This is a genomic window from Verrucosispora sioxanthis, assembly GCF_010560025.1.
Classification (GTDB): Bacteria; Actinomycetota; Actinomycetes; order Mycobacteriales; family Micromonosporaceae; genus Micromonospora; species Micromonospora palythoicola.
On record NZ_SAIY01000009.1, the window covers coordinates 42699 to 68304 of the forward strand.

At 72.5% G+C, this 25606-nt stretch carries 21 protein-coding genes and 4 pseudogenes; 3 read left to right on the plus strand and 22 right to left on the minus strand.

Translation table 11 applies throughout. The features are described from left to right. Nucleotides 1-35: 35 nt before the first annotated feature. The 22 genes and pseudogenes from ENC19_RS22980 to mraZ all read right to left on the minus strand — a co-directional run bounded on the left by ENC19_RS22980 (nucleotide 36) and on the right by mraZ (nucleotide 22434). Nucleotides 36-938: a hypothetical protein gene (locus ENC19_RS22980; RefSeq protein WP_208020997.1), complete on the minus strand. Its 903-nt coding sequence runs from the start codon at nucleotides 936-938 to the stop codon at nucleotides 36-38. Between the two features lie 41 nt (nucleotides 939-979). After that, entirely contained in the window at nucleotides 980-1924 is a 945-nt protein-coding gene (locus tag ENC19_RS22985) for an RluA family pseudouridine synthase (protein ID WP_164449178.1), read from the minus strand. Next, nucleotides 1921-2601: a signal peptidase II gene (lspA, locus tag ENC19_RS22990; RefSeq protein ID WP_164449179.1), complete on the minus strand. Its 681-nt coding sequence runs from the start codon at nucleotides 2599-2601 to the stop codon at nucleotides 1921-1923. Before lspA ends, ENC19_RS22985 begins: the two co-directional genes overlap by 4 nt. A gap of 67 nt (nucleotides 2602-2668) precedes the next feature. Beyond that, nucleotides 2669-3088: a TraR/DksA family transcriptional regulator gene (locus tag ENC19_RS22995; RefSeq protein ID WP_164449180.1), complete on the minus strand. Its 420-nt coding sequence runs from the start codon at nucleotides 3086-3088 to the stop codon at nucleotides 2669-2671. A 231-nt stretch (nucleotides 3089-3319) separates the two neighbouring features. Next, a complete protein-coding gene (locus ENC19_RS23000) occupies nucleotides 3320-3625 on the minus strand; it encodes a DUF167 domain-containing protein (protein ID WP_164449181.1) in 306 nt (101 codons plus the stop codon). Between the two features lie 10 nt (nucleotides 3626-3635). Then, a complete protein-coding gene (locus tag ENC19_RS23005; RefSeq protein WP_164449182.1) occupies nucleotides 3636-4208 on the minus strand; it encodes a hypothetical protein in 573 nt (190 codons plus the stop codon). A 74-nt stretch (nucleotides 4209-4282) separates the two neighbouring features. Continuing rightward, the gene (locus tag ENC19_RS23010; protein ID WP_099844722.1) at nucleotides 4283-5086 is read right to left on the minus strand and encodes a DivIVA domain-containing protein; all 804 of its coding nucleotides are present in this window, start codon (nucleotides 5084-5086) and stop codon (nucleotides 4283-4285) included. A 44-nt stretch (nucleotides 5087-5130) separates the two neighbouring features. After that, nucleotides 5131-5436: a YggT family protein gene (locus ENC19_RS23015; protein ID WP_093401140.1), complete on the minus strand. Its 306-nt coding sequence runs from the start codon at nucleotides 5434-5436 to the stop codon at nucleotides 5131-5133. A 29-nt stretch (nucleotides 5437-5465) separates the two neighbouring features. Continuing rightward, nucleotides 5466-6152 carry a cell division protein SepF gene (locus ENC19_RS23020; protein ID WP_164449183.1) on the minus strand — a complete coding sequence of 229 codons (687 nt, stop codon included), beginning with the start codon at nucleotides 6150-6152 and terminating at the stop codon, nucleotides 5466-5468. Between the two features lie 193 nt (nucleotides 6153-6345). Continuing rightward, nucleotides 6346-7095 (minus strand): YggS family pyridoxal phosphate-dependent enzyme, encoded by a 750-nt coding sequence (locus tag ENC19_RS23025; protein WP_164449184.1) that lies wholly within the window; start codon nucleotides 7093-7095, stop codon nucleotides 6346-6348. A 9-nt stretch (nucleotides 7096-7104) separates the two neighbouring features. Continuing rightward, nucleotides 7105-8220: a cell division protein FtsZ gene (gene ftsZ, locus ENC19_RS23030; RefSeq protein ID WP_164449185.1), complete on the minus strand. Its 1116-nt coding sequence runs from the start codon at nucleotides 8218-8220 to the stop codon at nucleotides 7105-7107. Between the two features lie 240 nt (nucleotides 8221-8460). Then, nucleotides 8461-9240 (minus strand): cell division protein FtsQ/DivIB, encoded by a 780-nt coding sequence (locus tag ENC19_RS23035; RefSeq protein WP_328824365.1) that lies wholly within the window; start codon nucleotides 9238-9240, stop codon nucleotides 8461-8463. A 32-nt stretch (nucleotides 9241-9272) separates the two neighbouring features. Then, nucleotides 9273-10805 carry a UDP-N-acetylmuramate--L-alanine ligase gene (gene murC, locus ENC19_RS23040; protein ID WP_164449187.1) on the minus strand — a complete coding sequence of 511 codons (1533 nt, stop codon included), beginning with the start codon at nucleotides 10803-10805 and terminating at the stop codon, nucleotides 9273-9275. Further along, nucleotides 10802-11908 (minus strand): undecaprenyldiphospho-muramoylpentapeptide beta-N-acetylglucosaminyltransferase, encoded by a 1107-nt coding sequence (gene murG, locus ENC19_RS23045; protein ID WP_164449188.1) that lies wholly within the window; start codon nucleotides 11906-11908, stop codon nucleotides 10802-10804. The genes murC and murG overlap by 4 nt, the downstream gene beginning before the upstream one ends. Continuing rightward, nucleotides 11908-13313, minus strand: a pseudogene (locus tag ENC19_RS23050) (FtsW/RodA/SpoVE family cell cycle protein). Before ENC19_RS23050 ends, murG begins: the two are co-directional and overlap by 1 nt. Before the next feature lie 383 nt (nucleotides 13314-13696). After that, entirely contained in the window at nucleotides 13697-14830 is a 1134-nt protein-coding gene (gene mraY / locus ENC19_RS23055; RefSeq protein ID WP_099844714.1) for a phospho-N-acetylmuramoyl-pentapeptide-transferase, read from the minus strand. Then, nucleotides 14827-16254, minus strand: a complete 1428-nt coding sequence (locus ENC19_RS23060) for a UDP-N-acetylmuramoyl-tripeptide--D-alanyl-D-alanine ligase (RefSeq protein ID WP_164449189.1) — start codon at nucleotides 16252-16254, stop codon at nucleotides 14827-14829. The genes mraY and ENC19_RS23060 overlap by 4 nt, the downstream gene beginning before the upstream one ends. Further along, a pseudogene (locus ENC19_RS23065) lies at nucleotides 16251-17828 on the minus strand (UDP-N-acetylmuramoyl-L-alanyl-D-glutamate--2,6-diaminopimelate ligase). The gene ENC19_RS23060 and the pseudogene ENC19_RS23065 overlap by 4 nt, the downstream one beginning before the upstream one ends. A gap of 22 nt (nucleotides 17829-17850) precedes the next feature. Next, nucleotides 17851-19723: pseudogene (locus ENC19_RS23070) on the minus strand (peptidoglycan D,D-transpeptidase FtsI family protein). A gap of 363 nt (nucleotides 19724-20086) precedes the next feature. Continuing rightward, nucleotides 20087-20690: pseudogene (locus tag ENC19_RS23075) on the minus strand (septum formation initiator family protein). Further along, the gene (gene rsmH / locus ENC19_RS23080; RefSeq protein ID WP_164449350.1) at nucleotides 20687-21793 is read right to left on the minus strand and encodes a 16S rRNA (cytosine(1402)-N(4))-methyltransferase RsmH; all 1107 of its coding nucleotides are present in this window, start codon (nucleotides 21791-21793) and stop codon (nucleotides 20687-20689) included. The pseudogene ENC19_RS23075 and the gene rsmH overlap by 4 nt, the downstream one beginning before the upstream one ends. Nucleotides 21794-22002: 209 nt before the next feature. Further along, nucleotides 22003-22434, minus strand: a complete 432-nt coding sequence (gene mraZ / locus ENC19_RS23085; RefSeq protein WP_137781340.1) for a division/cell wall cluster transcriptional repressor MraZ — start codon at nucleotides 22432-22434, stop codon at nucleotides 22003-22005. Nucleotides 22435-22789: 355 nt separating this feature from the next. On the opposite strand from mraZ, the gene ENC19_RS23090 reads away from it, so the two are divergent. The 3 genes from ENC19_RS23090 to ENC19_RS23100 are packed head-to-tail and all read left to right on the plus strand — an operon-like array spanning nucleotide 22790 to nucleotide 25528. Further along, the gene (locus tag ENC19_RS23090) at nucleotides 22790-24037 is read left to right on the plus strand and encodes a MurT ligase domain-containing protein (RefSeq protein ID WP_164449351.1); all 1248 of its coding nucleotides are present in this window, start codon (nucleotides 22790-22792) and stop codon (nucleotides 24035-24037) included. Next, complete coding sequence (locus ENC19_RS23095; RefSeq protein WP_164449191.1) at nucleotides 24027-24746, plus strand: type 1 glutamine amidotransferase; 720 nt, start codon at nucleotides 24027-24029, stop codon at nucleotides 24744-24746. The genes ENC19_RS23090 and ENC19_RS23095 overlap by 11 nt, the downstream gene beginning before the upstream one ends. Beyond that, the gene (locus ENC19_RS23100) at nucleotides 24743-25528 is read left to right on the plus strand and encodes a TVP38/TMEM64 family protein (protein WP_164449192.1); all 786 of its coding nucleotides are present in this window, start codon (nucleotides 24743-24745) and stop codon (nucleotides 25526-25528) included. The genes ENC19_RS23095 and ENC19_RS23100 overlap by 4 nt, the downstream gene beginning before the upstream one ends. Nucleotides 25529-25606 lie beyond the last annotated feature (78 nt).

The window sequence follows — 25606 nt, forward strand, 5'->3', positions numbered from 1 at the left end:
GTGGCGGTGCCGGCGAGCGGTCCGCCACCGTCGGCTCAGCCGCGGTCGGCACCAGCGCGGGCGGGCCGCCGGTGGTGGTGGCGGCGACCCCGGTGGGGTGGCGACCGGGGTGGCGCTCGCGGTCGGTTCCGGTGTGGCCGTCCGGTCGACCGGTGGCCGCACGACGTCCCGCTGCTCGGGCAGCGGTGGGTGAACACCGTCCGCTCCAACCGCCGGACCCGGGCGCGGGATCCACCACCGCACCCGGACCGGGCCGCCACACCCCGCAGCTTCGCCGGCTCGGCGCGTACCACCAGGGCGTAGAGGCAGGCGCACCCGGCCCGGAACGCGGCCGCCTCCGCCGCCGCGACCTGGGCACCGCTGAGGTACAGGCCGCGCAGTTCGCGTTCCTCCGGTCCCCCACCGCCCAGCGCGGTGGCCCGGGCGCGGTAGTCGGCCGCCTCCCGCTCCTTGCGCTCGGCGAGCTTGATCATGCCGGCGGTCACGTCCTCCGGCACCCGCTGGGCCGGGATGCGGACGATCTCGGTCTGCCGCTGCGGCAGCGGCACGCGTCCGAACACCACCGCGATGCCCACGTCACCGACCACCGCGGCGAGCCGCTCCGGGGTGAGGTACTCGCTGAGCGAGACCAGGGCGTACGTGCCGTCACCGAGCGAGCCGGCCAACGCGGCCAGGTCGGCCGCCGCGGTCGCCTCGTAACGGGGGATCGAGTCGCCCTCGACCACGCCCACCCGGGTCACTTCGCCGACCGTGCGGTCCGGCACCGGCGGACCGCCGGTGGCCAGCACGGCCGTGGCCAGCACCGCGGTGCACGACAGCATCGCCACCCACCCGAGCAGCGGAGTCTGGCCCGGGCCGTTACCCAGCCGGGTCACCGTGGCGGCGAGGCGGGGCAGCAGTCGCTGGTCCAACTTCCGCAGCAGATCGCCGGCGCGCACGGGCGGTCCCCTCGTCGGTCGGTCGGAACGGGCGGGACGCGTCAGTCGCGGAGGAGTTCCAACGCGCGTCCCAGATCGTCAGGGTAGTCGCTGACGAAGCGAACCTCGTCCCCCGTACGGGGGTGCTCGAAGCTCAACTCTCTGGCGTGCAACCACTGCCGGTCCAGTCCGAGCCGGGCGGCGAGTGTCGGATCGGCTCCGTACGTGAGGTCACCCACGCACGGATGCCGCAGCGTCGAGAAGTGCACCCGGATCTGGTGGGTCCGGCCGGTCTCCAGCCGCACGTCGACCAGGCTCGCGGACGGGAACGCCTCGATGGTGTCGTAGTGGGTGATGCTCGGTTTGCCGCCGGAGACCACCGCCCAGCGGTAGTCGTGGTGCGGATGCCGGTCGATCGGTGCGTCGATGGTGCCGCGCAACGGGTCCAGGTGCCCCTGCACCACCGCGTGGTAGCGCTTCTCCACCTCGCGATACTTGAAGGCGCGTTTCAGCACGCTGTACGCCTGCTCGCTCTTGGCCACCACCATGACGCCGGTGGTGCCGACGTCGAGGCGGTGCACGACGCCCTGACGCTCGGCGGCACCGCTGGTGGCGATCGTGTGCCCGATGGCGGCGAGCCCGCCGATCACGGTCGGGCCGGTCCACCCGGGGCTGGGGTGTGCGGCCACGCCGACCGGCTTATCCACCACCACGATGTCGTCGTCGGCGTACACCACCCGCAGGCCGGGCACCGCCTGGGGCACCACCACCGGTGCGGTGGCCGGCGCGGGCAGCGTCACCTCCAGCCAGGAACCCGCCCGCACCTTGTGCGAGTTGGGACGTACCGCGCCGTCCACGAGTGCCTCTCCGGCGTCGACGAGCGCGGCGGCGGCGGTGCGGGACAGCCCGAACAGCCGGGCGACGACCTGGTCCAGTCGCATCCCGTCGAGTCCGTCGGGGACGGGCAGGCTCCGCTGGTCGCCACCGGCGGCGTAGGTGGCCGTCACGCCCGCTCCTGCCGTCCGCCGTCGGTGTCGCCCGGGTCCCCGGCCCCGGCGGGCTGCCGGGCGGTGGTCTCCTCGCCCGTCGGTGCGTCCGCCCGATCGGTGCCACCAGGTCGGTCGTCGGCCGGCGCCCGGGTGCCGTCCCGCTGGCGTCCGGTGAACTCCAGCCCGACGGCGAGCAGCACACCGCAGACCAGGGCGCTGTCGGCGACGTTGAAGATCGGGAACACCCGGCCGTACGGGTCGAAGACGCTGAACATGTCGACCACGTGTCCGACGAACCAGCCCGGAGCCCGGAAGATCCGGTCGATCAGATTGCCGACGACGCCGCCGACCACCAGACCCAGCGCGACCGCCCAGGGAACCGAGCGCACCGTCCGCGCCATCCACCCGATCCAGGCCAGCACCCCGATCGCGATGATCGGGAAGATGAAGGTGTAGTCCTTGCCGAGACTCCACGCGGCCCCGCTGTTGCGGGTCAGCGACAGGTAGAGAGCCCCGCCCAGCAGCCGCACCGGCTCGCGGTCGGCGAGCTCCTGCAGGGACAGGTGCTTGGTCAGCAGGTCGACGGCCACCGCGAACACCGCGAGCGAGAGCAGGATCGTGACGGACCGGCGCCGCGATCTCGTGGCTCTACCCGACCCGTCGATGCCGGATCCCGCTTGCGGTGCTGCGCTCATCTGCTCCCCATCGGCTTTCGCGGCGGTGCGGTCGCACCGCCGCGGGCGGACGCCGGGGAGCGTGCCGTCAGCGCCGCTCCTCCAGCTGCTTGCAGGTCACGCAGAGGGTGGCGGACGGGAAGGCGGCCAGCCGCTCCACCGGGATGGGGTTGCCGCATCGCTCGCACCAGCCGTAGCCACCCTCGTCGAGGCGCTCGAGAGCGCGCTCGACCTGCGTGATCCGTTCCAGGATGCTGTTGGCGAGGGAGATCTCCTGCTCCCGCTCGAACGTCTTGGTCCCGGTGTCGGCCTGGTCGTCCCCGGCCGAGTCGGTGAGGCGGTCGCGCTGCAGCTCGGTGATCTCGCTCAGCGTCTGATCGTACTCGGCACGCAGTTCCTCGTGCCGAGCCGCCAACGCGGCCCGGATCTTCTCGGTCTCCGCGGCGCTGCGGGTGGACTTCGCCGCCGGCTTGCGGCCTGCGGTCCTGGTGTCGGCTGGCTTGGCCATCGTCGCTCCCTCGGCCACGGAGCCGCGGTTGGTCCGCGACGCCTCGACAGGGGCCGCCAGCATCGGCCGCCCCAGGTACAAAACGGGCGCGCGGCGACGGGGCCGCGCACTCCGGAGGTTGGCAAGGATACGGAACGTAAAGGCGTCCGACAACGTGCCGCACCGCAACGCCCGATCCGCCCCGGCAACTGCCATTTCGGGGCAAAGGGAACGCTAGCAGATGACCGCCACTCACCCGGCCGGTTCCGGGCCGTCGCGCAGCCGGCTCAGTCGGTCGACCAGATCCGGTCCGGTCGGTGTGACCAGGAAGAGTTTGTCTCTGCTCGCCGCGCCGGTGCGCAGCGACACGGCGGCTGGCCGGATGCCGAGCGCGGCGGCCAACGCGCGACGGGCCGCCTCGGTGGCTCGGCCGTCAGCCGCCGGGGGATGCACCGCGATCACCAGAGCGGGCCCGTGCGGGCCGTCGAAGCGGCCGCCCACCCGGGCCCGGGAGGCGCCCGGCTTCACTCGTACGGCGATGGTGAGCGCGTCGTCCATCGGACCCGGCTCAGCGGCGTTCGGAATCCGCCAGCAACACCGCGTCCGGTGTGCAGTGGGCGCAGGGAGTGAAGCCGAGCTCGACCGCCTCCGCGACGGGCAGCGGCTCGTGCTCCCGGCCGACCAGGTGTGGGCACTCGGCGAGGTGGTACCGCGGACGACCGTCGACGACCCGCACCTCGTCCACCAGGCGGGCGATGCGGGCCGCCTGCGCGGCGGTGGTCTCCTCGGCTGCGGGCTCGTCGTCGTACCCGTCGGCGACGCGCAACCGCTCACGTGGCTCGGTCACCGGCGAGCCGGGTGGTTGCCGCCACCCGGCATCGCCGGTGTCCACGTCTGCCGAGGTCTGTTGGGTCGGAATGCTCGGCTCCCGGCGGTCGCCCTCGCGACGCGCCTGGCCAGCCGGGGTGCCGTTGGGAACCGTGGCCCGGCCGGCCGCCTGGCGGGCGCCGGCGACGAGTGCCACGGCGGCCAGCAGGCTGGCCCCGATCGAGACGACGAGCAGCAGGCTGGAGCCACCGGCCAGGCCGAAGACCAGCAGCACCACCGCGATGAGGATGAGCGCGAGACTGATCACTATCATGGCTCACCCTCGCCGTGTCGTACCGATGAGGCGGGGCAGGTGATCGCCGCGCCGGCGGCGGTCACCGACCCGGTTCAGCGACCGGCCTCGAGCGCGCCGGAGCGACCCCCGCCGTACGACCCGGCGAGACCGGCCGCAGCCAGCCCGTTGCCGGCGGCCCGGGCACCCTCACCGCGGGTCATCTCGGCCTCCAGGCCCTGACCACGACCGTCGAGGTCACGCAGCTGGCTCTCCAGGTACGCCTTGAGCCGGGTGCGGTACTCCCGCTCGAACTGCTTGAGCTCCTCGATGTGCTTCTGCAACGCGGTGCGCTTGGCGTCCAGGCCGCCCATGGCCTCCTGGTGCCGCTGCCGGGCGTCGCGCTCCAGCGCGTCGGCCTTGGCACGGGCCTCGCGGGTGACCTCCTCGGCCTTGGAACGGGCCTCGGAGAGCAGCTGGTCGGCCTCGCGGCGAGCGTCGGAGACGTGGTCGTCGGCGGTGCGCTGGGCCATCATGAGCACCCGCAGCGCCTGCTGCTCGCCGTCCGGGCCGGCCGCGGCGCCACCGACACCAACGGAGCGGACCTGCTCCAGCTCCGCCTGCATGGCGCGGGCGGCCTGCTCGGCGGCGGCCTTGTCGCGCTGCACCCGGTCGAGCTGAGCCTTGACGTCGTTCAGCTCGGCCGCCAGGCGGGCATCGCCACCGGGGCCGGCCGGGGCACCGCCCCGCCCGCCGCGCTCCACCTGGGCGCGCAGTTCGTTGTTCTCCTCGATCAGACGGGCGAGTTCGCGCTCGACCTCGTCCAGGAAGGCGTCGACCTCCTCCTCGTCGTAGCCCCGCTTGCCGATCGGCGGCTTCTTGAAGGCGACGTTGTGGACGTCGGCCGGGGTCAGCGGCATCGAAACTCCTCGGGTCAGTTGCGGCCGCGATAGCGCGTCGGTCATCAGGCGGTCCTGATGATCGCCGGCTCTAACACAAACCTCATCAGCACGAACAGGATAACCAGGAGCACAAGGGAGGCCAGGTCGATGCTCACGGTACCAATTCGCAGCGGAGGGATCACACGCCTCAACGCCCGGAGTGGGGGATCAGTGACGCTCCACACGGATTCCAGTCCGGCTGACGCTCCTCGACCGGGCTGCCAGCGACGGCCGTACTGCAACACCGCGCTCAGTACGAAACGGGCCAGAAGAACGATCAGGAAGACATACGTGGTCAGGTAGAGCACCTGTAACAAGATCGACAACACGGCAGGCGACGTCCCTCGGGTCGGGCGGGTCAACTCAGGCTGAAGAACCCGCCCTCAGCGATCTTGGCCTTGTCCTCCGCGGTGACCTGGACATTGGCCGGTGAGAGCAGGAACACCCGGTTGGTCACGCGCTCGATCGTACCGCGCAGCCCGAACGCCAGCCCGGCGGCGAAGTCCACCAGACGGCGGGCATCCGCCTCATCCATCTCGGTGAGGTTGATGATCACCGGCACGCCGTCGCGGAAGTGTTCGCCGATGGTGCGCGCCTCGCGGTACGTGGTCGGGTGCAGCGTGGTGATTTGGTAACGCTGCTCCTCCTCCGGCACCAGCGCACGCTCACGCGGCTGCACCTGCGGCGCGAGGGCGAGGTTGTCCCGGGTGTGGTACGTCAGCGCGCCGGACGGCTCGCCGGTGGACCGGGTGATCGACCTGACGCTGGACCGCTCGGTGCGCTCCGGACGCTCGGACTCCAGCCGCTCGGCCTCACCCAGCCGGGCCGACCGCTCGCTCAGCCGACCACGCTCACCCAGTCGTGGCCGAGGCGCCGGCGGCTCCTCCGGCTCGTCCTCCTCGTCGGCGAACTCCTCGGTGTACCGGCTCTGCCGGTAGCGCGACTCCCGGTAGCCACCCTTGTCGTAGCCACCGTCGTCGTAGGCCCGCTCGTCGTCCTCTTCGACCAGTCCGAGCCAGACCCCCGCCTTGCGCAGTGCACCCATCCCCGCGCCCTTCCCGTCCGCCGTGCGGCACACGCCCCCGCCGTGTCGCCTGTCGCGAGTGGACCATCCCTGCCCACCGGACCGGAACGGCAATCCCCCGACGCGCAATTCGCGTTGCACGTCACGCCCCCCGTCGCCGGGAAGGCCGTTCCTACAAACAACACTGATGTAATTTGCTTCCCTCGCGGCCAGGCTACCGCAGCGTGGGACGCATTCCGAGCAACGCGCTGCCGACGCGGACATGTGTCGCGCCGTGTCCGATCGCCGCTTCCAGGTCGCCACTCATGCCGGCGGACAGCTCCGTCGCCTGCGGATGGTCCGCCCGCACCAGCGCCGCCACCGTCGCCAGCCGGGCGAACGCCCGCTCCGGCTCCCAGCCCAGCGGTGCCACCGCCATCAGGCCGGCCAGCCGGAGCCCACCGGCGGCGGCGACCGCCTCGGTGACCGCACCGAGGCCGACATCGGGATCGGCCGAGTCCGGCACGGCACCACCCCGCGCCGCGTCACCGTCGATGCTCACCTGCACCAACACGTCCAGCGGCCGATCCCGGCCGATGGCGGTGACGCCGGTGTCCAACGCGGATGCCAACCGGACGCTGTCGACGGACTGGACCACGTCCGCGTACCGCAGCACCGACTTGACCTTGTTGCGCTGCAACCGGCCGACGAAATGCCAACGCGGGGTGAGGCCGGCGGCGGCGACCTGCGCCGCCTTGCCCGCCGCCTCTTGGTCGCGGTTCTCCCCCACGTCGGTCACGCCGAGGCCGACCAACGTCACCACATCGGCCGCGGGGTAGGTCTTGGTCACCGCGATCATGGTCACCTCGGCCCGGTCGCGGCCCGCGGCCGTGCAGGCGTCAGCGATGCGGGAGCGTACGCGGGCGAGCCCGGCGGCGAGTTCCGCGCGCCGGTCGGCTCTCGCCGGGGCTTGACTGTCGGTCATCGGCGCTGTTCAGGACCCGTTCTTCAGGAAGTCGGGCACGTCCACGTCGTCGAAGAGCACCCGGCGCGGCGACTGCGGCGTGGCCGGAGGCGTCGGCGACGGCACGATCGGCGTGCTCGGCGGGGCGGACTGGTTCTGGTTCGACTTACGGGGTGCCTCGGCCGCCTTGTACGCCGGAGTGCCCCCGTCGAAGCCCGCCGCGATCACGGTGACCCGCACCTCGTCGCCGAGCGCGTCGTCGATGACCGCGCCGAAGATGATGTTCGCGTCCGGGTGCGCCGCGTCGGTGACCAGCTGGGCCGCGTCGTTGATCTCGAACAGACCGAGATCGGAACCACCGGCGATGGAGAGCAGCACGCCACGCGCGCCGTCCATGCTCTGCTCCAGCAACGGGCTGGAGATGGCGGCCTCGGCGGCCTCGACCGCGCGGTTCTCGCCCCGGGCGCTACCGATGCCCATCAGCGCGCTGCCCGCGCCGCTCATCACGCTCTTGACGTCGGCGAAGTCCAGGTTGATCAGACCCGGCGTGGTGATCAGGTCGGTGATGCCCTGAACACCGGAGAGCAGCACCTGGTCAGCCGTGCGGAACGCGTCCATCATGCTGATGTTGCGGTCGCCCAGCGCCAGCAGCCGGTCGTTCGGAATGACGATCAAGGTGTCACACTGGTTACGCAGCTCGTCGATGCCGGCCTCGGCCTGCACCTGACGGCGCTTGCCCTCGAAGGAGAAGGGGCGGGTGACCACACCGATGGTCAGCGCACCGAGCTTGCGGGCGATGTTCGCCACCACGGGCGCACCACCGGTGCCGGTGCCACCACCCTCACCGCAGGTGACGAAGACCATGTCGGCTCCCTTGAGGACCTCCTCGATCTCGTCGCGATGGTCCTCGGCGGCGTTCTTGCCGACGTCCGGGTTGGCGCCGGCGCCCAGCCCCCGGGTCAGTTCGCGGCCGACGTCGAGCTTGACGTCGGCGTCGCTCATCAGCAGCGCCTGCGCGTCCGTGTTGATCGCGATGAACTCGACGCCCTTGAGCCCAACCTCGATCATCCGGTTGACGGCGTTGACGCCGCCACCCCCGATGCCGACGACCTTGATGACCGCCAGGTAGTTGTGCGGAGGTGTCATCTCCGGTCCTTTCCCTTCGAGATTGGCTACTCCCCGACCGGCTACGGCCTGGCCGGACCGACGGTCGACGCAGCTACCACCACCGAGGTCGAGAGGTAAACCCTCACCCTCTACTAGAGGGTGAGAGTTATGTCAACCACTGATCCCCTTCCGGGCAACGTAAGCGCAGCCGAGCGATGAGCCAAGGACCTCTCCGGCGTGTCGCCGGTGTAGCGAGACTGCTCACCACTGACCGGTGACTCACCGGAAGGTGACCACGTCCGGCGCGCTCACGTCGATCCGGGCCGCGTCCTGGTCGAGCAGCGCGGTGGCCACCCGCGCCTTGTCCGCGCCACGGGTCGCGTCACCCCAGAACACCGTGCGATCGTCGTGCAGCCGCAGACTGATCCGGGCCAACCCCTCGACCCTGATCTCGACCAGTTGGTCGAGCAGCTCCGGAGTGAGCACACCGAGCACGTCGAGCCCGGCCCGGGTGTCCGGGTCGTCCGGACCGGGCGCGGCCACCCGTACCACTGGCAGGCCGTCCGGACGCTGCGGAACCGTCCGGAACACCACCCCGGCGGCGTCGACCACCGCGAACCGCTCACCGCGCGGCACCACCGCCACCCCCGTGCGCTCGGTCAGCCGTACCACCAACGCGTCCGGCCAGTCCCGGGTGACGGTGACCCGCTCCACCGGCGGCAGCGCACCGATCCGGCCCGCCAACGCGGCCAGGTCCACCCGCGCCAGCGAAGCACCGTCCGGCACCCCCGCCGCGTCCCGCACCTGCACCGCCGTCACCAGCTCGGCGCCCTCCACCCGTACCTCGCGTACCCCGAACAGGCCGGTGCCCAGCAGCGCCCACGCCACCAGCCCGGCCACCGCGACCACGCCACCGGCCACCGCCCAGGGCAGCGCCGCGCGCATCCGGCGCTGCCGGGCCCGGGCCATGAACCGCCGGGTGGAGGCGGGTACCGCATCACTGCCCGCGCGTACCAGCTGCCACCTGCGCACCGGACGACGCCCCGCGCCACCGTCCACACCGGTGCCGCGACCACGGGCCGGGCCGGGACTCATTCCGCGACGGGCGCCGCGCCGTCCACACCGACGGCTCCGGGCACGCTTCCCCCGATGCTCGTCGACCCGCCGGCCACCCCACCGGCGACGGTGCCGGTGAGCGCCGACGCACCGACGGTACGCGCGGCCAACGCGGCGAGCAGCTCGTCACCCATCAGTGAGATCGGCGGGGCACCCATCGTCACCACCACGTCACCGGGTCGGGCGCGCCGGGCCACCTCGGCCGGCGCCGACTCCCAGGTGTCGACGAAGACCTTCCGCTCCGCTGGTAGCGACACCGCCTCGACAAGCGCCGCCGAACCCTCGCCGGGACCACGCTCCTCGCCCGGCCCGAAGACCTCCAGCAGCACCAGTTCGTCGGCGATCGCCAGCGCCTCGGCGATCTCCGCCTGCAGCTGCCGGGTGCGGTAGAGCCGGTAGGGCTGGAAGACGACGATCAGCCGACCGTCGCCGGCCACCTCGCGCAACGTCCGCAGCGCCAGCGTCATCGAGGTCGGGTGGTAGGCGTACTCGTCGTAGACCAGCACCCCGTCGACGTCACCCTTGCGCTCGAAGCGGCGGCGCACCCCCGGGAAGGCTGCCAGCGCGGCCTCCGCCGCCGGCAACGGCAACTCCAGCAGGTACGCGGCCAGTACCGCCGAGGCACTGTTGAGCCCCATGTGCCGGCCCGGCACCGGCAACCGGAACTCGCCGAGCGGACGACCGTCGATGTGGGCGAGGTAGCGCACCCCCCGCGCCGAGGAGGCCATCTCGGTCAGTCGCAGGTCGGCGTCCTCGGCCTCCCCGTAGGTGTACACCCGACGCCCCTCGGCGCGCAGCGTCGCCGCCAGCCGCCGACCACCCGCGTCGTCGGCGCAGGTGATGACGAAGCCGTCCGGGTCGGTGAGCCGGGCGAACTCGGCGAAGGTTGCTTCCAGGTTGGCCAGATCGCCGTAGGTGTTCAGATGGTCCGCCTCGACGTTCGTCACGATCGAGACGAACGGACGGTAGATGAGAAAGGAGCGGTCGCTCTCGTCGGCCTCCACCACGAAGTACTCGCCGGTGCCGTGGTGCGCCCCCGACCCCACCTCCGAGATCTCCCCACCGATCACGAAGGAGGGATCGACCCCGGCCTGCTGGAGCACCATGGTGACCATCGAGGTGGTGGTGGTCTTGCCGTGGGTGCCGGCGACGGCCACCGTGCGGCGGCCGGTCATCGCGGCCGCGAGGGCCTCCGAGCGGTGCAGCACCCGCAGCCCGCGCCGGCGCGCCTCAACCATCTCCAGGTGGTCCGCGGGGATCGCCGAGGAGTAAACGACCGTGTCCACGCCGTCGAGATTGGCCGTCTCGTGGGTCATGTGGATCGTCCCGCCGAGCGCCCGCAGGCCGGCCAACGACGGCCACTCCCGCAGTTCGCTGCCGGAGACCGGCAGGCCCCGGGTCAGGAAGAGCCGGGCCAGCCCGCTCATCCCCACGCCACCCACGCCGATCAGGTGGATGTGCCCGAGATCCTCGGCGGTCAGCGTGCCCGCCGGGCTGAACGTGGTCATCGGGTTACCGCCTCGTAGACGAAGTTGAGCAGTGCCTCGTCGCCGTCGCGCCGCCCGTAGGCCGCCGCGGCCGTACCCATCGCGTGCAGCCGCTGCGGGTCGCGGATCAGCGGGATCACCGTACGTTCGAGCCAGTCCGGCGTGACCTCGGCGTCGTCGACGAGCAGACCGCCACCGGCCTCGACCACCGGCAGCGCGTTGCGCTTCTGCTCCTGGTTGCTGTGCGGGTAGGGCACGTAGATGGCGGGCAGCCCGATCGCGGCGACCTCGGCGCAGGTCATCGCCCCACCCCGGCCGAGCATCAGGTCCGCCGCCGCGTAACCGGCGTCCATGTCGGACAGGTACGGCAGCGTCACGTACGGCACCGGCAGGTCGGTCGGGACCGACACCGACTCGTTGCGGGCACCGATCACGTGCAGCACCTGGACGCCGTTGCGGGCCAGTTCCTTGGCCGCCCCGGAGACCGCCAGGTTGATCGACCGGGCGCCCTGCGAGCCACCGGCGACGAAGAGCACCGGCAGGTCCGGACGGAGCCCGAAGTGGGCCCGCGCGGCGTTGCGCATCGCCGCCCGGTCCAGCCCGGCGATGCTGCGCCGCAGCGGCACGCCGACCACCCGGGCGTCGCGCAGCGACTCCGCCTGCGCCGGCTGGTGCGGGAAGCCGACCGCGACGTGCTTGGTGAACTTCATCCCCAGCCGGTTGGCCACCCCCGGGGGCACGTTCACCTCGTGGATCACGATGGGCAGCTCCCGCCGCCAGGCGGCCAGGTAGGCCGGGACCGAGACGTACCCACCGAAGCCGACCACCACGTCGGCGCGTACCTCGTCGATGACCTTGCCCGCCGCGCGGGCCGCGGTCCACATCCGGCCCGGGGTACGGACCAGGTTCATGTTGATCGAGCGGGGCAGCTGGTAGGCGGGGATGTTCCGCAGGTCGTACCCGGCCGGCGGAATCAGCTCGTTCTCCAGGCCCTTCGGTGTGCCGAGGCAGGTTATCCGGACGCCGGGGTCGTGCCGCCGCAGGCAGTCGGCGAAGGCGAGCAACGGGTAGATGTGCCCCCCGGTGCCACCTCCTGCGAGCACCACCGAACGCAGCGGACCCATCAACGTCTCCTCTCGCTCGCCGACCCGCCGCGACCCCGGGCAGCCCGGGTGCCACGCGGTGTGGCCTGGTCGTCCGTGCGCCGCTTGCGCGCCTGGGGCACGGAGCCCCGGGCGGCCGCCGGCGGCGCCGCGCGGCGCCGCCGGCCGGGAAGTGGCGGCAACGGTGCCCAGTCCGGACCCACCGGGCCGGCGGACGGGCATGTAGGGCCCGGGCCGCATCCGGTTCCGCCCGGGCGAACGAGGCCAGCATGCCGACCGCCGCGAGGGTCACCACCAGGGCGCTGCCGCCGTCGGAGATGAAGGGCAGCGGTACGCCGGTCAGCGGCAGCAGCCCGATCACGCCGCCGATGTTGATGAACGCCTGCCCGACGAGCCAGGCGGTGGCGCCGGCGGCGGCCAGTCGCCGGAACGGGTCGTCGACCCGGCGGGCGATGCGCAGACCGGTGTAGCCGAGCACGGCGAACAGGGTGACGATCACGGCGCAGCCGACCACGCCCAACTCCTCGGCGATCACCGCGAAGATGAAGTCGTTCTCCGCGGCCGGCAGCCAGGCCCACTTGGTCCGCCCCTGACCCAGCCCGGTGCCGAACCAACCCCCGTTGGCGATGGCGTACCGGGCCTGGACCATCTGATAGCAGAAGTCGTCCTTGCAGGCGTCCAGCGGTGGCGGGCTGAAGAACATGGTGAGCCGGGCCAGCCGGTAGTTCTCCTCGCCGCGCACACCGGAACCGGCGCCGATGGAGGCCACCGCGACCAGCAGGCCGATGCCGAGCAGCCCGATCGCGCTGAGCGCGGCGAAGACCCGCAGCCGCACCCCGGCGGCCCAGAGCAGCCCCACCACCAGGGCGAGCAGGCAGAGCATGCTGCCCAGGTCGTTGTAGCCGACCAGCACGAAGAGCAGCCCCACCACCGGGAACAGCGGGGTGGCCAACTCCCGCCACCAGCCCAGCGCCGCGCCCTTGCGAGCGAGCACGTGCGCGCCCCAGAGCACCAGCGCGAACTTCGCCAGCTCCGAGGGTTGCAGGCTGATCCCGCCGATGTACAGCCAGAGCAGCTCGGCCTCCAGCGGGCCGATCTTCGCGTCGCCGTCGGTCAGCCGTCCGTACGCCACCAGCAGGTTCAGCAGGATCAGCAGCCCCACCGCGACCGCCAGGGTCGGCCGGCCCAGGGCCCGGTAGGTGCGCGCCGGCAGGCGCTGGCAGGCCCAGAACGCCACGATGCCGATCACCGCGAAGATCGCCTGCTTGGTCAGCGACGCCGAGGCGTTGCCGTCCTGGGCGTAGTCCCGAACGCTGGTGGCCGAGAAGACCATGGTCAGCCCGATCAGCAGCAGCAACCCGGCGCTGGCCAGCAGCAGGTGGTAGGAGGCCAGCGGCCGGGACAACAGGCCCCGCAGCGCGGCCAACGATCCCACCGCGTCCAGCCCACGCCACGGCCTCTCGGCGTCGCCGCCCGTCACCGTGCCGCCGGCCCGCGCCGCACCAGCCCCGCCGGGGCTGCCGACCCGTCCGGTAGCCGCGGTCACCGACACCTCCGGACGCGCCGGGCTGCCGGCCGGGCTCCGCCCCACTGCCACGTCGTCTCCTAGCGCCTCCCCCACAGCGCCATCATCGCCGCTACCGGCACCCGACCGGGGCGGTACGCCCCGGTCGGCGTGTCGCACTTGCGCCGACCACCCTCCGCAGTCCCGCCAACACTTCCCCCATAGCGTTGATCAAGAAGTTTGGGTCGGAATCCGGCGGATCTCCGACCCGAACTTCTTGATCAACACGTTCAGGCTGGCGTGGGTCAGCCCATGTTGGCCAGGAAGTCGCTGTAGAAGAGACCGAGGGCGATGGCCACGCCGATGCCGGCGATGATCCAGAAGCGGACCACGATGTTGACCTCGCTCCAGCCGGCCAACTCGAAGTGGTGCTGCAACGGCGACATCCGGAACACGCGCTTGCCGGTGGTCTTGAAGGAGATGATCTGGATCACCACCGACATCGTGATGATCACGAACAGGCCACCGATGATCAGCAGGAGCAGGATGGTCCGGGTCGACATCGCCATGCCGGCGATCAGGCCGCCGAGACCGAGCGCTCCGGTGTCGCCCATGAAGATCCGGGCCGGCGAGGTGTTCCACCACAGGAAGCCGACGCAGGCCCCGGCCGCCGCCCCGGCGATCAGCGCGATCTCCAGCGGGTCCCGGACCGTGTAGCAGTAGTTGTCCGGATTCGCGGTGTACGCCGGGTCGGCGCACCAGTGGCGGTACTGCCAGAAGGCGATCACCGCGTACGCGCCGAGCACCATCACCGAGGCCCCGGTGGCCAGCCCGTCGAGACCGTCGGTGAGGTTCACGCCGTTCGTCGCCGCCATCACCACGAAGATGAAGATGATCACCGCACCGATCTTGGTGACGTCCAGCGCCGGGATGTCCCGGATGAAGCTGAGCGTGGTGCTGCCGACGGTCTCGGTGTTGGTCACCGCGCCGGAGGCGTCGGTCATGGTGGACGGGAACCAGAGCGCGACCACCCCGAACACCGCGCCGACCAGGATCTGCCCGAGCAGCTTGCCCCGGGCGCTCAGGCCGCCGCTGTGCCGCTTGCGCACCTTCAGGAAGTCGTCGATGAAGCCGACCGCACCGCAGAAGACCATCAGCCCCAGCAGCACCAGCGCCGTGATGGTCGGCTCGACCTGGGCGATCTGCGCGTCGGGCAGCGTGGTCAGGGCGAGGTGACCGGCCACGTACGCGATGACGGTGGCCAGGATGAACACCACGCCGCCCATCGTCGGCGTGCCCTTCTTGCCCTGGTGCATCTGCGGGCCCTCAGCCCGGATGGGCTGGCCGGCCTTGAGCCGGGTGAAGACCCGGATCGCGATCGGGGTGCAGAACAGCGAGACGAGGAAGGCCACCCCGATGGCCACGATGACCGCTCTCACGCGGCGCCACCTCCGGCCGACGCCGAGGTACCGTCGCCGTCCCCGGCGGCGTCGACGCGCAGCGCGTCGGCCACCTCCCAGGTCCGGTACCGGGAGCCCTTGACCAGGACGACGTCGCCCGGTCGTAGCTCGCTGCGCAGCACCTCGACGGCCGCCGCCTGATCGGTGAGCAGCACCGACTCTCCTCCCCAGTCACCTACCGATGTCGCCCCGTGGTGGATCGGCGCCGCCGCCTCGCCGACCACGAGCAACCGGTCCACACCCAGCTCGGCCGCGAGTCGGCCCACCTCGGCGTGTCCCTGCGCCTCGAATTCACCCAACTCGGCCATGTAGCCGAGCACCGCGACGGTACGCCGTCCCGCGCCGAGGCCGTCCAGCGCCCGCAGCGCCACCGCCGTCGACGCCGGGTTGGCGTTGTAGGAGTCGTCGATCACGGTGACCCCGTCGGTGCGCTCGAAGACGTCCATCCGACGGGTGGAGACCAGCCCGAGCGCGCCCAGCGCGATGGCCAGCTCGGCCAGCGGCATGCCCAGCTCCCGCGCCACGGCCGCGGCGGCCAGGCTGTTCCAGACCTGGTGCCGGCCGGTCAGCCCGAGTCGCACCGGCGCCGTGCCCTCCGGCGTGACCAGGGTGTACGCGGCCCGTCCCCGCTCGTCCAGCGTCACGTCCACGGCCCGCACGTCGGCGTGCGCCGACTCGCCGTAACGGACCACCCGGGCCGTCGTCCGGGCGGCCATCGCGTCGACGAGCGGATCGTCGGCGTTGAGCACCGCCAGGCCGTCGGCCGGCAGCGCCTCGACCAGTTCGCCCTTGGCCAGCGCGATGTTCTCCTGCGAACCGAACTCGCCGATGTGTGACACCCCGACGTTGAGCACCACGGAGATACGCGGCGGCGCGACCTCGCACAGGTACCGCACGTGGCCGATACCCCGGGCGCCCTTCTCCATCACCAGGTAGCGGGTGGTCGGGCTGGCCTGCAACGCCGTGTACGGGTGTCCCAGCTCGTTGTTGAACGACCCGGGCGGCGCCACCGTCTCGCCGAGCCGGGCGGTCAACTGGGCGATCAGGTCCTTGGTGGTGGTCTTGCCGGAGGAACCGGTCAGCCCGATCACGGTGAGCCCGGGCAGCCGATCCACCACCGCGCGGGCCAGCCGGCCCATCGCGGTCAACGGGTCGGCCACGACGATCATCGGCACGCCGGGCACCGCACGGGTACCCATGACCGCCACCGCACCGGAGGCCACCGCCGCGGCGGCGAAGTCGTGGCCGTCCACCTTCTCGCCGTCGAAGGCGACGAAGAGCCCACCGGAGGTGACCTTGCGGGAGTCGAACTCCACGCTGCCGGTGACCTGCGCGGCGGGATCGGCGGCGACCAGCCGTCCGTCGACCGCCGAGGCCACCTCGGCCAGGCTGAGCGTGATCACTGCCCCTCCAGATCCCCGAAGCGGCTCCGCAGCGCGTCGGCGAGTTCGGTCCGGTCGTCGAACGGGTACACCTCACCGGCGATCTCCTGGCCCCGCTCGTGACCCTTGCCGAGCAGGGCCACCACGTCACCCGGTGCCGCCAGCCGCACCGCCTCGTCGATCGCCGCGCGGCGACCGCCGACCTCGGTGACCTGGGCCGGCGCAGCGGCCCGGTGCGCACCGGCCAGCACCTCGGCACGAATGGCCGCCGGATCCTCGGTGCGGGGTTGTCGTCGGTCACCACCACCAGGTCGGCACCGGCCGCGGCGGCGGCACCCATCGCCGGCCGTTTTCCCCGGTCCCGGTCGCCGCCGGCCCCGATGACGCAGATCAGCCGGCCGGTGCTGAGTTCCCGCAGCGCGGCCAGCGCGGCCACCACGGCGTCGGTCTTGTGCGCGTAGTCGACCACCCGCGCACCCCACCGGCCACGCCCACCGACTCCAGCCGCCCCGGCACGCCGCCGCAGGCGGCACGCCCTCGGCGGCCGTCGCCGGGTCGACCCCGGCGGCCACCAGGCTGGCGATGGCCAGCAGGGCGTTGGACACGTTGTGCCGGCCGGGCAGCGCCACCCGGGCGGGCAGCGCCAGTCCGTCCGGACCGTGTGCGGTGAACCGCTGCGCGTACCCCTCGCCGGTCTGCTCGTCGGCCCACCAGCTGGCGGCCCGGTCCCCGAGCGCGGAGAAGCTGACCGTGGCCGGCTTGAACAGCGCCTTGAGCGCCGGGTCGTCGTGGTTGAGCACCTCGACGGCGCACCGGCCGTCGAACAGGCGGGCCTTGGCGGCGAAGTAGTCCTCGGCGTCGGCGTGGAAGTCCAGGTGGTCGGAGCCGAAGTTGGTCCAGCCGCCGACGGTGAACCGCACCCCGCCGACCCGGCCCATCGCCAGGGCGTGGCTGGAGACCTCCATGACCACGGCGGTCACCCCGCGCTCGGCGGCGGCGGCCAGCATGGCGTGCAGGTCGGTGGCCTCGGGCGTGGTCCGCACGCTGTCGATCACCAGGTCACCGAGGCGGGTCTCCACGGTGCCGATCAGGCCGGTGACATGGCCGGCAGCGCGCAGCCCCGACTCGATCAGGTACGCGGTGGAGGTCTTTCCGGCGGTGCCGGTCACGCCGATCACGGTCAGCCCGGCCGTGGGATCGCCATAGACGGCCGAGGCGAGCGTGCCGAGCGCCGCGCGGGGGTCGGCCACCACCAGGGCCGGCAACCCGCTGTCGGCGGCCCGCTCGACGCCGGCCGGATCGGTGAGCATCGCGACCGCGCCGGCGTTCGCCGCGTCGGCGGCGAACTCCGCGCCGTGCCGTCGGGCGCCGGGCAGGGCCGCGTACAGATCGCCGGGGCGGACCTCGCCGCTGGCGTGGGTCACCCCGGTCACCATCGGGTCGGCACTGGTCGGGGACGCCACGGCGAGCCGGGCGGCCAGGTCACCGAGCCGGATTCCGGTCACGGAACGGGGACGAGGATTGCCGCGCACGGCGTCAGACCCTACCCGGTCGCCCGCTCCCGACCGCACGGCGCGCCTGAATCTCCGTCTCATGGAGTCGAACCGCAGGTCGTGGCTACGGGAAGACGGTGAACGTCGGCGCCGGTTCGGTCGACGGCGGTACCCGGTGGTGGCGCAGGGTGAAGGTCATCATGTCGCGGAAGGCCGGTGCCGAGATCTGACCGCCACCACCGCTGGGGCTGTGCACGAAGACCGCGATGACGTAGCGCGGGTTCTCCGCCGGGGCCATCCCGATGAACGAGGCGACCTCGCCGGGCTGCTTCTTGCCGTCCACCAACCGCCAGCCGGTGCCCGTCTTACCGGCGACCCGGTAGCCGGGGACCGCGGCGGCCAGGCCGGTGGCGTCGTCGACCGTGGTGACCGCCTCCATGATCGTACGCAGCGCGGCGGCATTGTCCGGGCTGAGCACCTGCCGGGTCTCCGGCTCCGGCCCGGGGGTCCGTTTCCCGTTCGGGGCGATCGTCTCCTTCACCAGGTGTGGCTGGATGTACGTGCCGTCGTTGGCGATGGCGGCGTAGGCGGCGGCCATCTGCAACGGGGTGGCGTCCACGCTGTGCCCGATCGGCACCGACCCGTGCGACGACCCGCTCCACTCCTGCACCGGCAGCAGCCGCCCGCTCGCCTCGCCGGGCATCCCGACCTCGGTCGGCTTGCCCAGGCCGAAGCGTCGCTGGTAGTCGAGCAGCCGGTCCGGACCGAGCTTGTCGGCGATCTGGATGGTGCCGACGTTCGAGGAGTACGCCATCATGCCGGCCACGCTCATCCGCCGCCCGTTCGCCTGGTGGGTGTCGCGGAACCAGGTGTCGCCCTTGCGGATGGCGTTGGCCACCGGGAACGAGGTGTCCCGGGTGATGACGCCTTCCTGCAGGGCGGCGCCGAACGTGATCGGTTTGTGCACCGAGCCCGGGTCGACGATGAAGCTGGTGGCGGCGTCCTCCCGATCGGTCGGCTCGCTGGGGAAGGGCTGCGCCGCGTTGTAGGTGGGGTGGCTGGCCTGCGCCAGCACCTCGCCGGTACGCGCGTCCAGCACTACGACGGCGCCGGTGCTGCCCTGCACCTGCTGCGTCCGCTCGCTGAGGATGCGCTGCACCATGTACTGCAGGTCGCGGTCGATGGTGAGCACCAGCGAACTGCCCGGCTTGGCCTTCGTGGTGCGGCTGATGCCGCCGGGAATCGGCGCGGCCAGGTCGCCGAGGCCGATCTCGAAGACCCGCTGGCCGTCCTCGCCGTGCAGCAGGTCGTCGAAGCGCGCCTCCAGTCCCTCCAACCCGACCATGTCCGGGCTGGTGAAGCCGATCAGGTTGGCGGCGAGATCCCCGCCGGGCACCTCGCGCCGCTCGTCGCGGTGCGTGCCGATGCCGGGCAGCTTGAGCGCCGTGATCTCCTTGGCGCGGTCGATGTCCACCCCCCGGGCGAGGTACTCGAACTGCGAGTCGACGCCGTTGATCCGCTTGCGAGGTTTCATCTTCTCGGCAAGCTCGGAGGCCGGGATACCGAGCAGCGGGGAAAGCGCCCGCGCGGTCGCCGCGATGTCCTTCACCCGCGTCGGGTCGGCGTAGACGTAGCGGGCCTCGACGCTGTGCGCCAGCGCGGCCTCGCCGGAGCGGTCGTAGATGGCGCCTCGCGGCGCGGGCAGCGGCACGGTGGTGATGCGGTCGGCGATCCCGCCGTCGGCGTACGCCGGGGTGTCGACGGTCTGGAGCACGACCAGCCGCACGCCGACGGCGACGAAGAGGGCCAGGGTCAACGCGGTACCCAGGCGCAGCCGACGCCCCGGGTCGGCCAGCCGGGGCGGTCGCGGCCGCTGGCGCGACGGTCGACGCGGCGGCGTGCGGTCCCCGCGACGCGGATCCCGGTTGGTCACCCGTCGTCGGGGGCGGCGGCCGGGGCTCGTCGCGCGGAGTGCGGTCGGTGACGGTACGGGTCACGGTGGCACGGGCCGCGCCACCGTCCCGGCGGGCCGCGCCACCCGGTCGGCCGGCGGCCCGGCCGGCGGTGACCCGACCGCCGTCGAGGACCTGTAGCGCCGGCCGGAACGGGTCCTGAGACCGGCTGCTGCGCGGGGTGCGCCGCTGCTCGGCGCGTCCGGTGCCGGCAGCCGCGCCACCCTCGCGGACGGAGCGGCCCCGCGGCGTGTAGGCGCGGGCGTCGGAGATGCCGCCCAGACCCGGCGTCACGTCCCGCTCACCGGCCGGGCGGGGCGGTGAACTCCGCTGCCCGCCGCCACGCGACGAACCGCGCCGGGAGCCTTCGGCGTCCCGGCGCGGTTCATCCGATCTCGGTGGCACGACCTACCCCTCCGCGCCCTGCTGGCTGGCGATGGAGACCTTCCCACCGGCCGGCTGCGGCACTCCGATCACCTTGCCGTCCGGCAGCCGGATGTACGCCAGATCGTCAGACTCGACCAGCCCCAGCTTGCGGGCCTGCGCGGCGAGGTTGCCCGGCGACTCGGACTCGGCGATCTGCTTCTTCAGCTGCTGCTGCTCCACATCGAGCTTGGCCTGCTGCTGCTGCAGCTCGTTTAGCCGGAAGGCGTTCTCGTTGATCTTCGTGTTGACCGCCAGGATGCCCAGCACCCCGCCGACGACCAGCACCACCACCAGCGCGGCGAACGGTGCCCGCGGCACCGCACCGGCGGCGGCGGGGCGACCCGCAGCTGCGGCGACTCCGACCGCTCGGCCGCGACGGCGACCCGCTCCACCGGACGCAGCGCCGCGCTGCCCTGGGTCGGGAACTCGCGCGCCCCCGGGCGCGAGTCTCCGCCGACCGGTTCACCCGGTCCGTCCGCCGAGCACCGTCGCCCGCTCCCCGGGTCCGCTCCGCCGCGATCCGGCCCCCCGACCGCGGTGCGCGCTGCCCGGCGCCGGCGATGTCCCGACGCTTGTCTACGTTCATGTCCCCTCCCCCTCTTCGTCCGTGGTGTCCCCCGGCGCCCGCCGCGGATCCGGACCGGATTCCGTGGTCGACGCCGTCCCCGGTTGGTGCATCGCCTTGACCCGGCGGCGGTACCGTTCGCGGTCGGTACGCCCCCGTTGCCGTGCCTGCGGGTCGATCCGCTCCGCGGCCCGCAGGCGCACCGAAGCGGCCCGCGGATTCGCGGTGACCTCCACCTCCCCAGGCAGTTCCGCGCCCCGGCTGAGCAGCCGGAACGTCGGCTCTGACCCGGGCAGTTCGACCGGGAGGTCGATCGGGCCCGTGCTGCGGACCCGATCGGCGAGCGCCTGCTTGGTGAGCCTGTCCTCCAGCGAGTGGTAGGACAGGACCACCAGGCGACCGCCGACGGCGAGCCGGTCCAGAGCGGCCGGCAGCGCCGTCTCCAGCGCTGCCAGTTCTCTGTTTACCTCGATCCGTAAAGCCTGAAACGTTCTCTTTGCCGGGTGTCCCCCGGTTCGCCGGGCTGGTGCCGGAATCGACTCCCGGACCAGCTCGGCCAGCCGCGCCGACGAGGTGATCCGGCCGCGTTCCCGCTCCCGGATGATCGCCGAGGCGATCCGCCCGGCGAATTTCTCCTCGCCGTAGACCCGCAGCACCCGGGCCAGGTCCGGGTGCGGGTAGGTGTTGACCACCTCCTCGGCGGTCACCCCCCGGGTCTGGTCCATCCGCATGTCCAACGGCGCGTCCTGCGCGTACGCGAACCCGCGGTCGGGCGCGTCGAGCTGCAACGAGGAGACACCGAGATCGAACAGGACCCCGTCCACGGACGGATATCCCAGCCGGTCGAGCACCTCGGGCAACTCGTCGTAGACGGCGTGCTCAAGATGGACGCGGTCGGCGAACCGGGCCAACCGGACCCTGGCGTGGGCCAGCGCCTCGGTGTCCCGGTCCAGGCCCACCAGCACCGTCTCCGGATGGGCCTGCAGCACCGCCTCGGCGTGGCCGGCGAGACCCAACGTCGCGTCGACGTGCACGGTGCGCCCACCCCGGCCCAGTGCGGGGGCCAGCAGCTCGAGACACCGCTCGAGCAGCACCGGCACGTGCGTGCCGCGTAGCTCCCCCATGTCGACCCCCACTGGTTGAACCGGTTGTGTATCCGCGCCCTGTTCGTCGGACGACGCCTTGCCGTCGTACCGCCAGATCCCCATCCGCTCTCCGCCCGCCCGTCGGGCCGCGGCCCGGAGGGTCGGATCGTGCGCCTGGCACCGGGGAAGGGATGCCAGGAACTCGAAAGCGGCTGGAGATCTCGCAGTACGCCGGGCGTCGCCACGCCCTACAGACCGCCGGGCAGCACCCCTTCCTCGATGTCGGCGAAGTCGTCTTCGCTCTCGGCGAGGTAGGTCTCCCAGGCGACCTTGTCCCAGATCTCCACCCGGGTGCTCGCACCGATGACCACCAGGTCCCGGTCGAGCCCCGCGTAGGTACGCAGGTGCGCCGGGATGGTCACCCGGCCCTGCTTGTCCGGCACCTCGTCGTGCGCGCTGGCGAAGAACACCCGGCTGTAGGCCCGGGCCGCCTTGTGCGTCATCGGCTGCGCGCGCAACTGCTCCGCGATCCGCTGGAACTCCGGCGTCGGGAAGACGTAGAGGCAGCGCTCCTGCCCTTTGGTGATCACGACACCCCCCGCCAGCTCATCCCGGAACTTCGCCGGAAGGATCAACCGGCCTTTGTCGTCCAGGCGCGGAGTGTGGGTGCCGAGAAACATCGGCCCAACCCCCTCGCCCTTGAGCGGCGTTCGCGCGCCGCTGACCCCCCGGGCCGGTGGGCCCCTCCCGGCCCCACCAATGCGCCCCACTCTACTCCACTTCCCTCCACTCGCAACCAGATTCGACCGCGTGGCGCGTCGCGCGTCGCCACAAAACCGCACGTCAGCCGGGGTGGAGCGGAGTGGAGGGCCGCGCGGCGCCCCCGGACGGGTCCGCTTTCCGACATAGATCGACTCCGTCCGGCCGAGGGTCATCCGACCGGGCGCCGGCCGCGCCGAGCCGAACGGATCGCCGTCGGTGCCGATCTCGCGGGTCCGCTGGTCCGGTAACCTCGCTCGCGTGACGGACGCGAAGATGCCCCTGCGGGCGAAGGTGGCCAGCTCCGTGTCACGGACCGCCGCGGCGTTGTCCCGGGCGGCGGGCCGGGGCGACGGCTCGGTGATCGGTGGTTGGCTCGGCCTGAAGATCGACCCCGAACTGCTCGCCCACCTCTCCGCCGGACGGGCCATCGCGCTGATCTCCGGCACCAACGGCAAGACCACCACCACCCGGCTCGCCGCCGCGGCCGTCGGGGTGCTCGGCCGGGTCGCCACCAACTCGTTCGGCGCCAACATGCCCACCGGGCACACCTCCGCGCTGGCCAAGGCCGGCAGCACGCCGTACGCCGTGCTGGAGGTCGACGAGCACTACCTCGCCCAGGTGATCGAGGCGACCGACCCGCACGTGGTGGCGCTGCTCAACCTCTCCCGCGACCAGCTGGACCGGGCCAAGGAGGTCGCCATGATGGCGCAGCTCTGGCGCGCGGCGCTGGCCCGGCACCCGGACATCCGCGTGGTCGCCAACGCCGACGACCCGATGGTGGTCTGGGCCGCCACCCCGCCGGCCTCCCACGACCAGCGGATCACCCCGCCGCACGTCACCTGGTTCTCCGCCGGGCAGCGCTGGCACGACGACTCCTGGGTCTGCCCCGAATGCGGCTCCACCATCCAGCGTTCCGGCGAGCAGTGGTGGTGCACCGGCTGCGCGCTACGCCGGCCGGAGCCGCAGTGGACCGTGGACGAGGAGGGCGTCGTCGACCCGACCGGCGCCTGGTACAAGGTCAAACTCCAGCTTCCCGGCAAGGTCAACATCGGCAACGCGGCGACCGCGCTGGCGGTCGCCGCCGAGTTCGGCGTACGCCCCTTCGACGCGGTCCCCCGCCTCGGCGACGTGACCTCGGTGGCCGGACGCTACGCCCAGGTCGTCCGGGACGGTCGCACCGTGCGGCTGCTGCTGGCCAAGAACCCGGCCAGTTGGCTGGAGGCGTTCGACATGGCCGACGAGGCGCCGACGCTGCTGTCCATAAACGCCCGGGACCCCGACGGGCTGGACACCTCCTGGCTCTTCGACGTCGACTTCGCACCGCTACGCGGCCGGCTGGTGCTCATCACCGGCGACCGGGCGTACGACCTGGCCGTACGGCTGGAGGTCAACGACGTGCCCTTCCAGTACGTACGCACCTTCGACGAGGCCGTCCGGGCGGTACCGCCGGGTCGGCTGGAGGTCATCGCGAACTACACCGCGTTCCAGGACATCCGAGCGGAGTTGGATCGTGTCAACTGAGACCCTGCGCATCGTCTGGATCTACCCGGACCTGCTGTCGACGTACGGCGACCGGGGCAACGCCCTGATCCTGGCCCGCCGGGCCCAGCAGCGCGGATTCCCGGTCGAGGTGCTGGAGGTCCGCTCCGACGAGCGGCTGCCCACCACAGCCGACATCTACCTCATCGGGGGCGGGGAGGACGGCCCGCAGGCGCTCGGCGCGCAACGACTGCTAGCCGACGGTGGCCTGCACCGGGCGGTGGCCCAGGGTTCGGTGGTCTTCGGCGTCTGCGCCGGCTACCAGTTGCTGGGCACCTCGTTCTTCGCCAAGGGCACCCAGTACCAGGGCCTGGAACTGCTCGACCTCTCCTCGGACCGGGGCCCCAGCCGGGCCGTCGGCGAGCTGGCCGGCGACATCGACGCCCGCCTCGGCCTGCCGCCGCTGACCGGGTTCGAGAACCACGGTGGCCGTACCCACCTGGGCCCCGGCGTCTCACCGTTGGCCCGGGTCACCGCCGGGGTCGGCAACGACGGCGCCACCGAGGGAGCCTGGCGGGGCAAGCTGCTCGGCACGTACTCCCACGGCCCGGCGCTGGCCCGCAACCCGGCCCTGGCCGACCTGCTGCTGCGCTGGGCGACCGGCGCGCAGCACCTGCCCCCGCTCGACGACACCTGGGCCGACCGGCTGCGGGCCGAACGCCGGACCGCGGTGGCCACCGCCCGGGCATGATCCGCAAGCTGCGGAGGCGACTGCTGCGGGCGAGCCGGTCGGGCGACCTCGCAGCCGGCCCGCCGCAGCCCGACACCCCACCGGTCGGCCCACCGCCCGCCGGGTGGCGCCGCCTGCTGGTCGCCGCGACGCCGTCGGCCACCCGGTTCGCGCTGCTGCTGCTCCTGCTCACCGCCTTCGCGGTGGCACTGCTGCTGGTGCCGCACCCCGAACCGACCGCGCTGCCGGACCTGGCCGACCGGATGGGACGGCTCGCTCCGGTGGCCGGCGTGCTCGGCGGGGCACTGCTGCTGGTGGCGCTGGTCCCCCGCACCTTCATCACGCTCGCCTCAGGCGCGATCTTCGGTGCCCTGGAAGGTGCCGCGTACGCGCTCGGCGCCGCACTGCTGGCGGCGGCGATCGGCTTCGCCGTGGGTCGGGTGCTGGGTCGGGAATTCGTCGCCGAACGCGTCCGGGGTCGGCTGGCCCGCCTCGACCGCTGGTTCACCCGGCAGAGCGTGCTCGGCGTGGTCACCGTACGGCTGCTGCCGATCTCCGGATTCGGCCTGGTCAGCTACGGCTACGGCACCACCGGCGCGCGGGTGCTGCCGTTCCTCGTCGGCAGCGTGATCGCCTCCGCGCCGACCGCGTTCGGCTACGCGGCGGTCGGCGCCGCCGTGACCAGCCCTGGCGGGATCAACTGGTTCGCCGCCGCCCCGGCCTCCCTGGGGTTCATCGCCAGCGCCGTGCTGCTCGCCCGCTGGTGGCGCGCCGAACGCCGCCTCCGCCGCCCCCTCCCCTGACCAAACTCCCCACCCAACCACCCCATTTCTTCCCCTGGCGACAAACCGGTGGGGGCCAGCGGGGTGGGGTGACCAGGC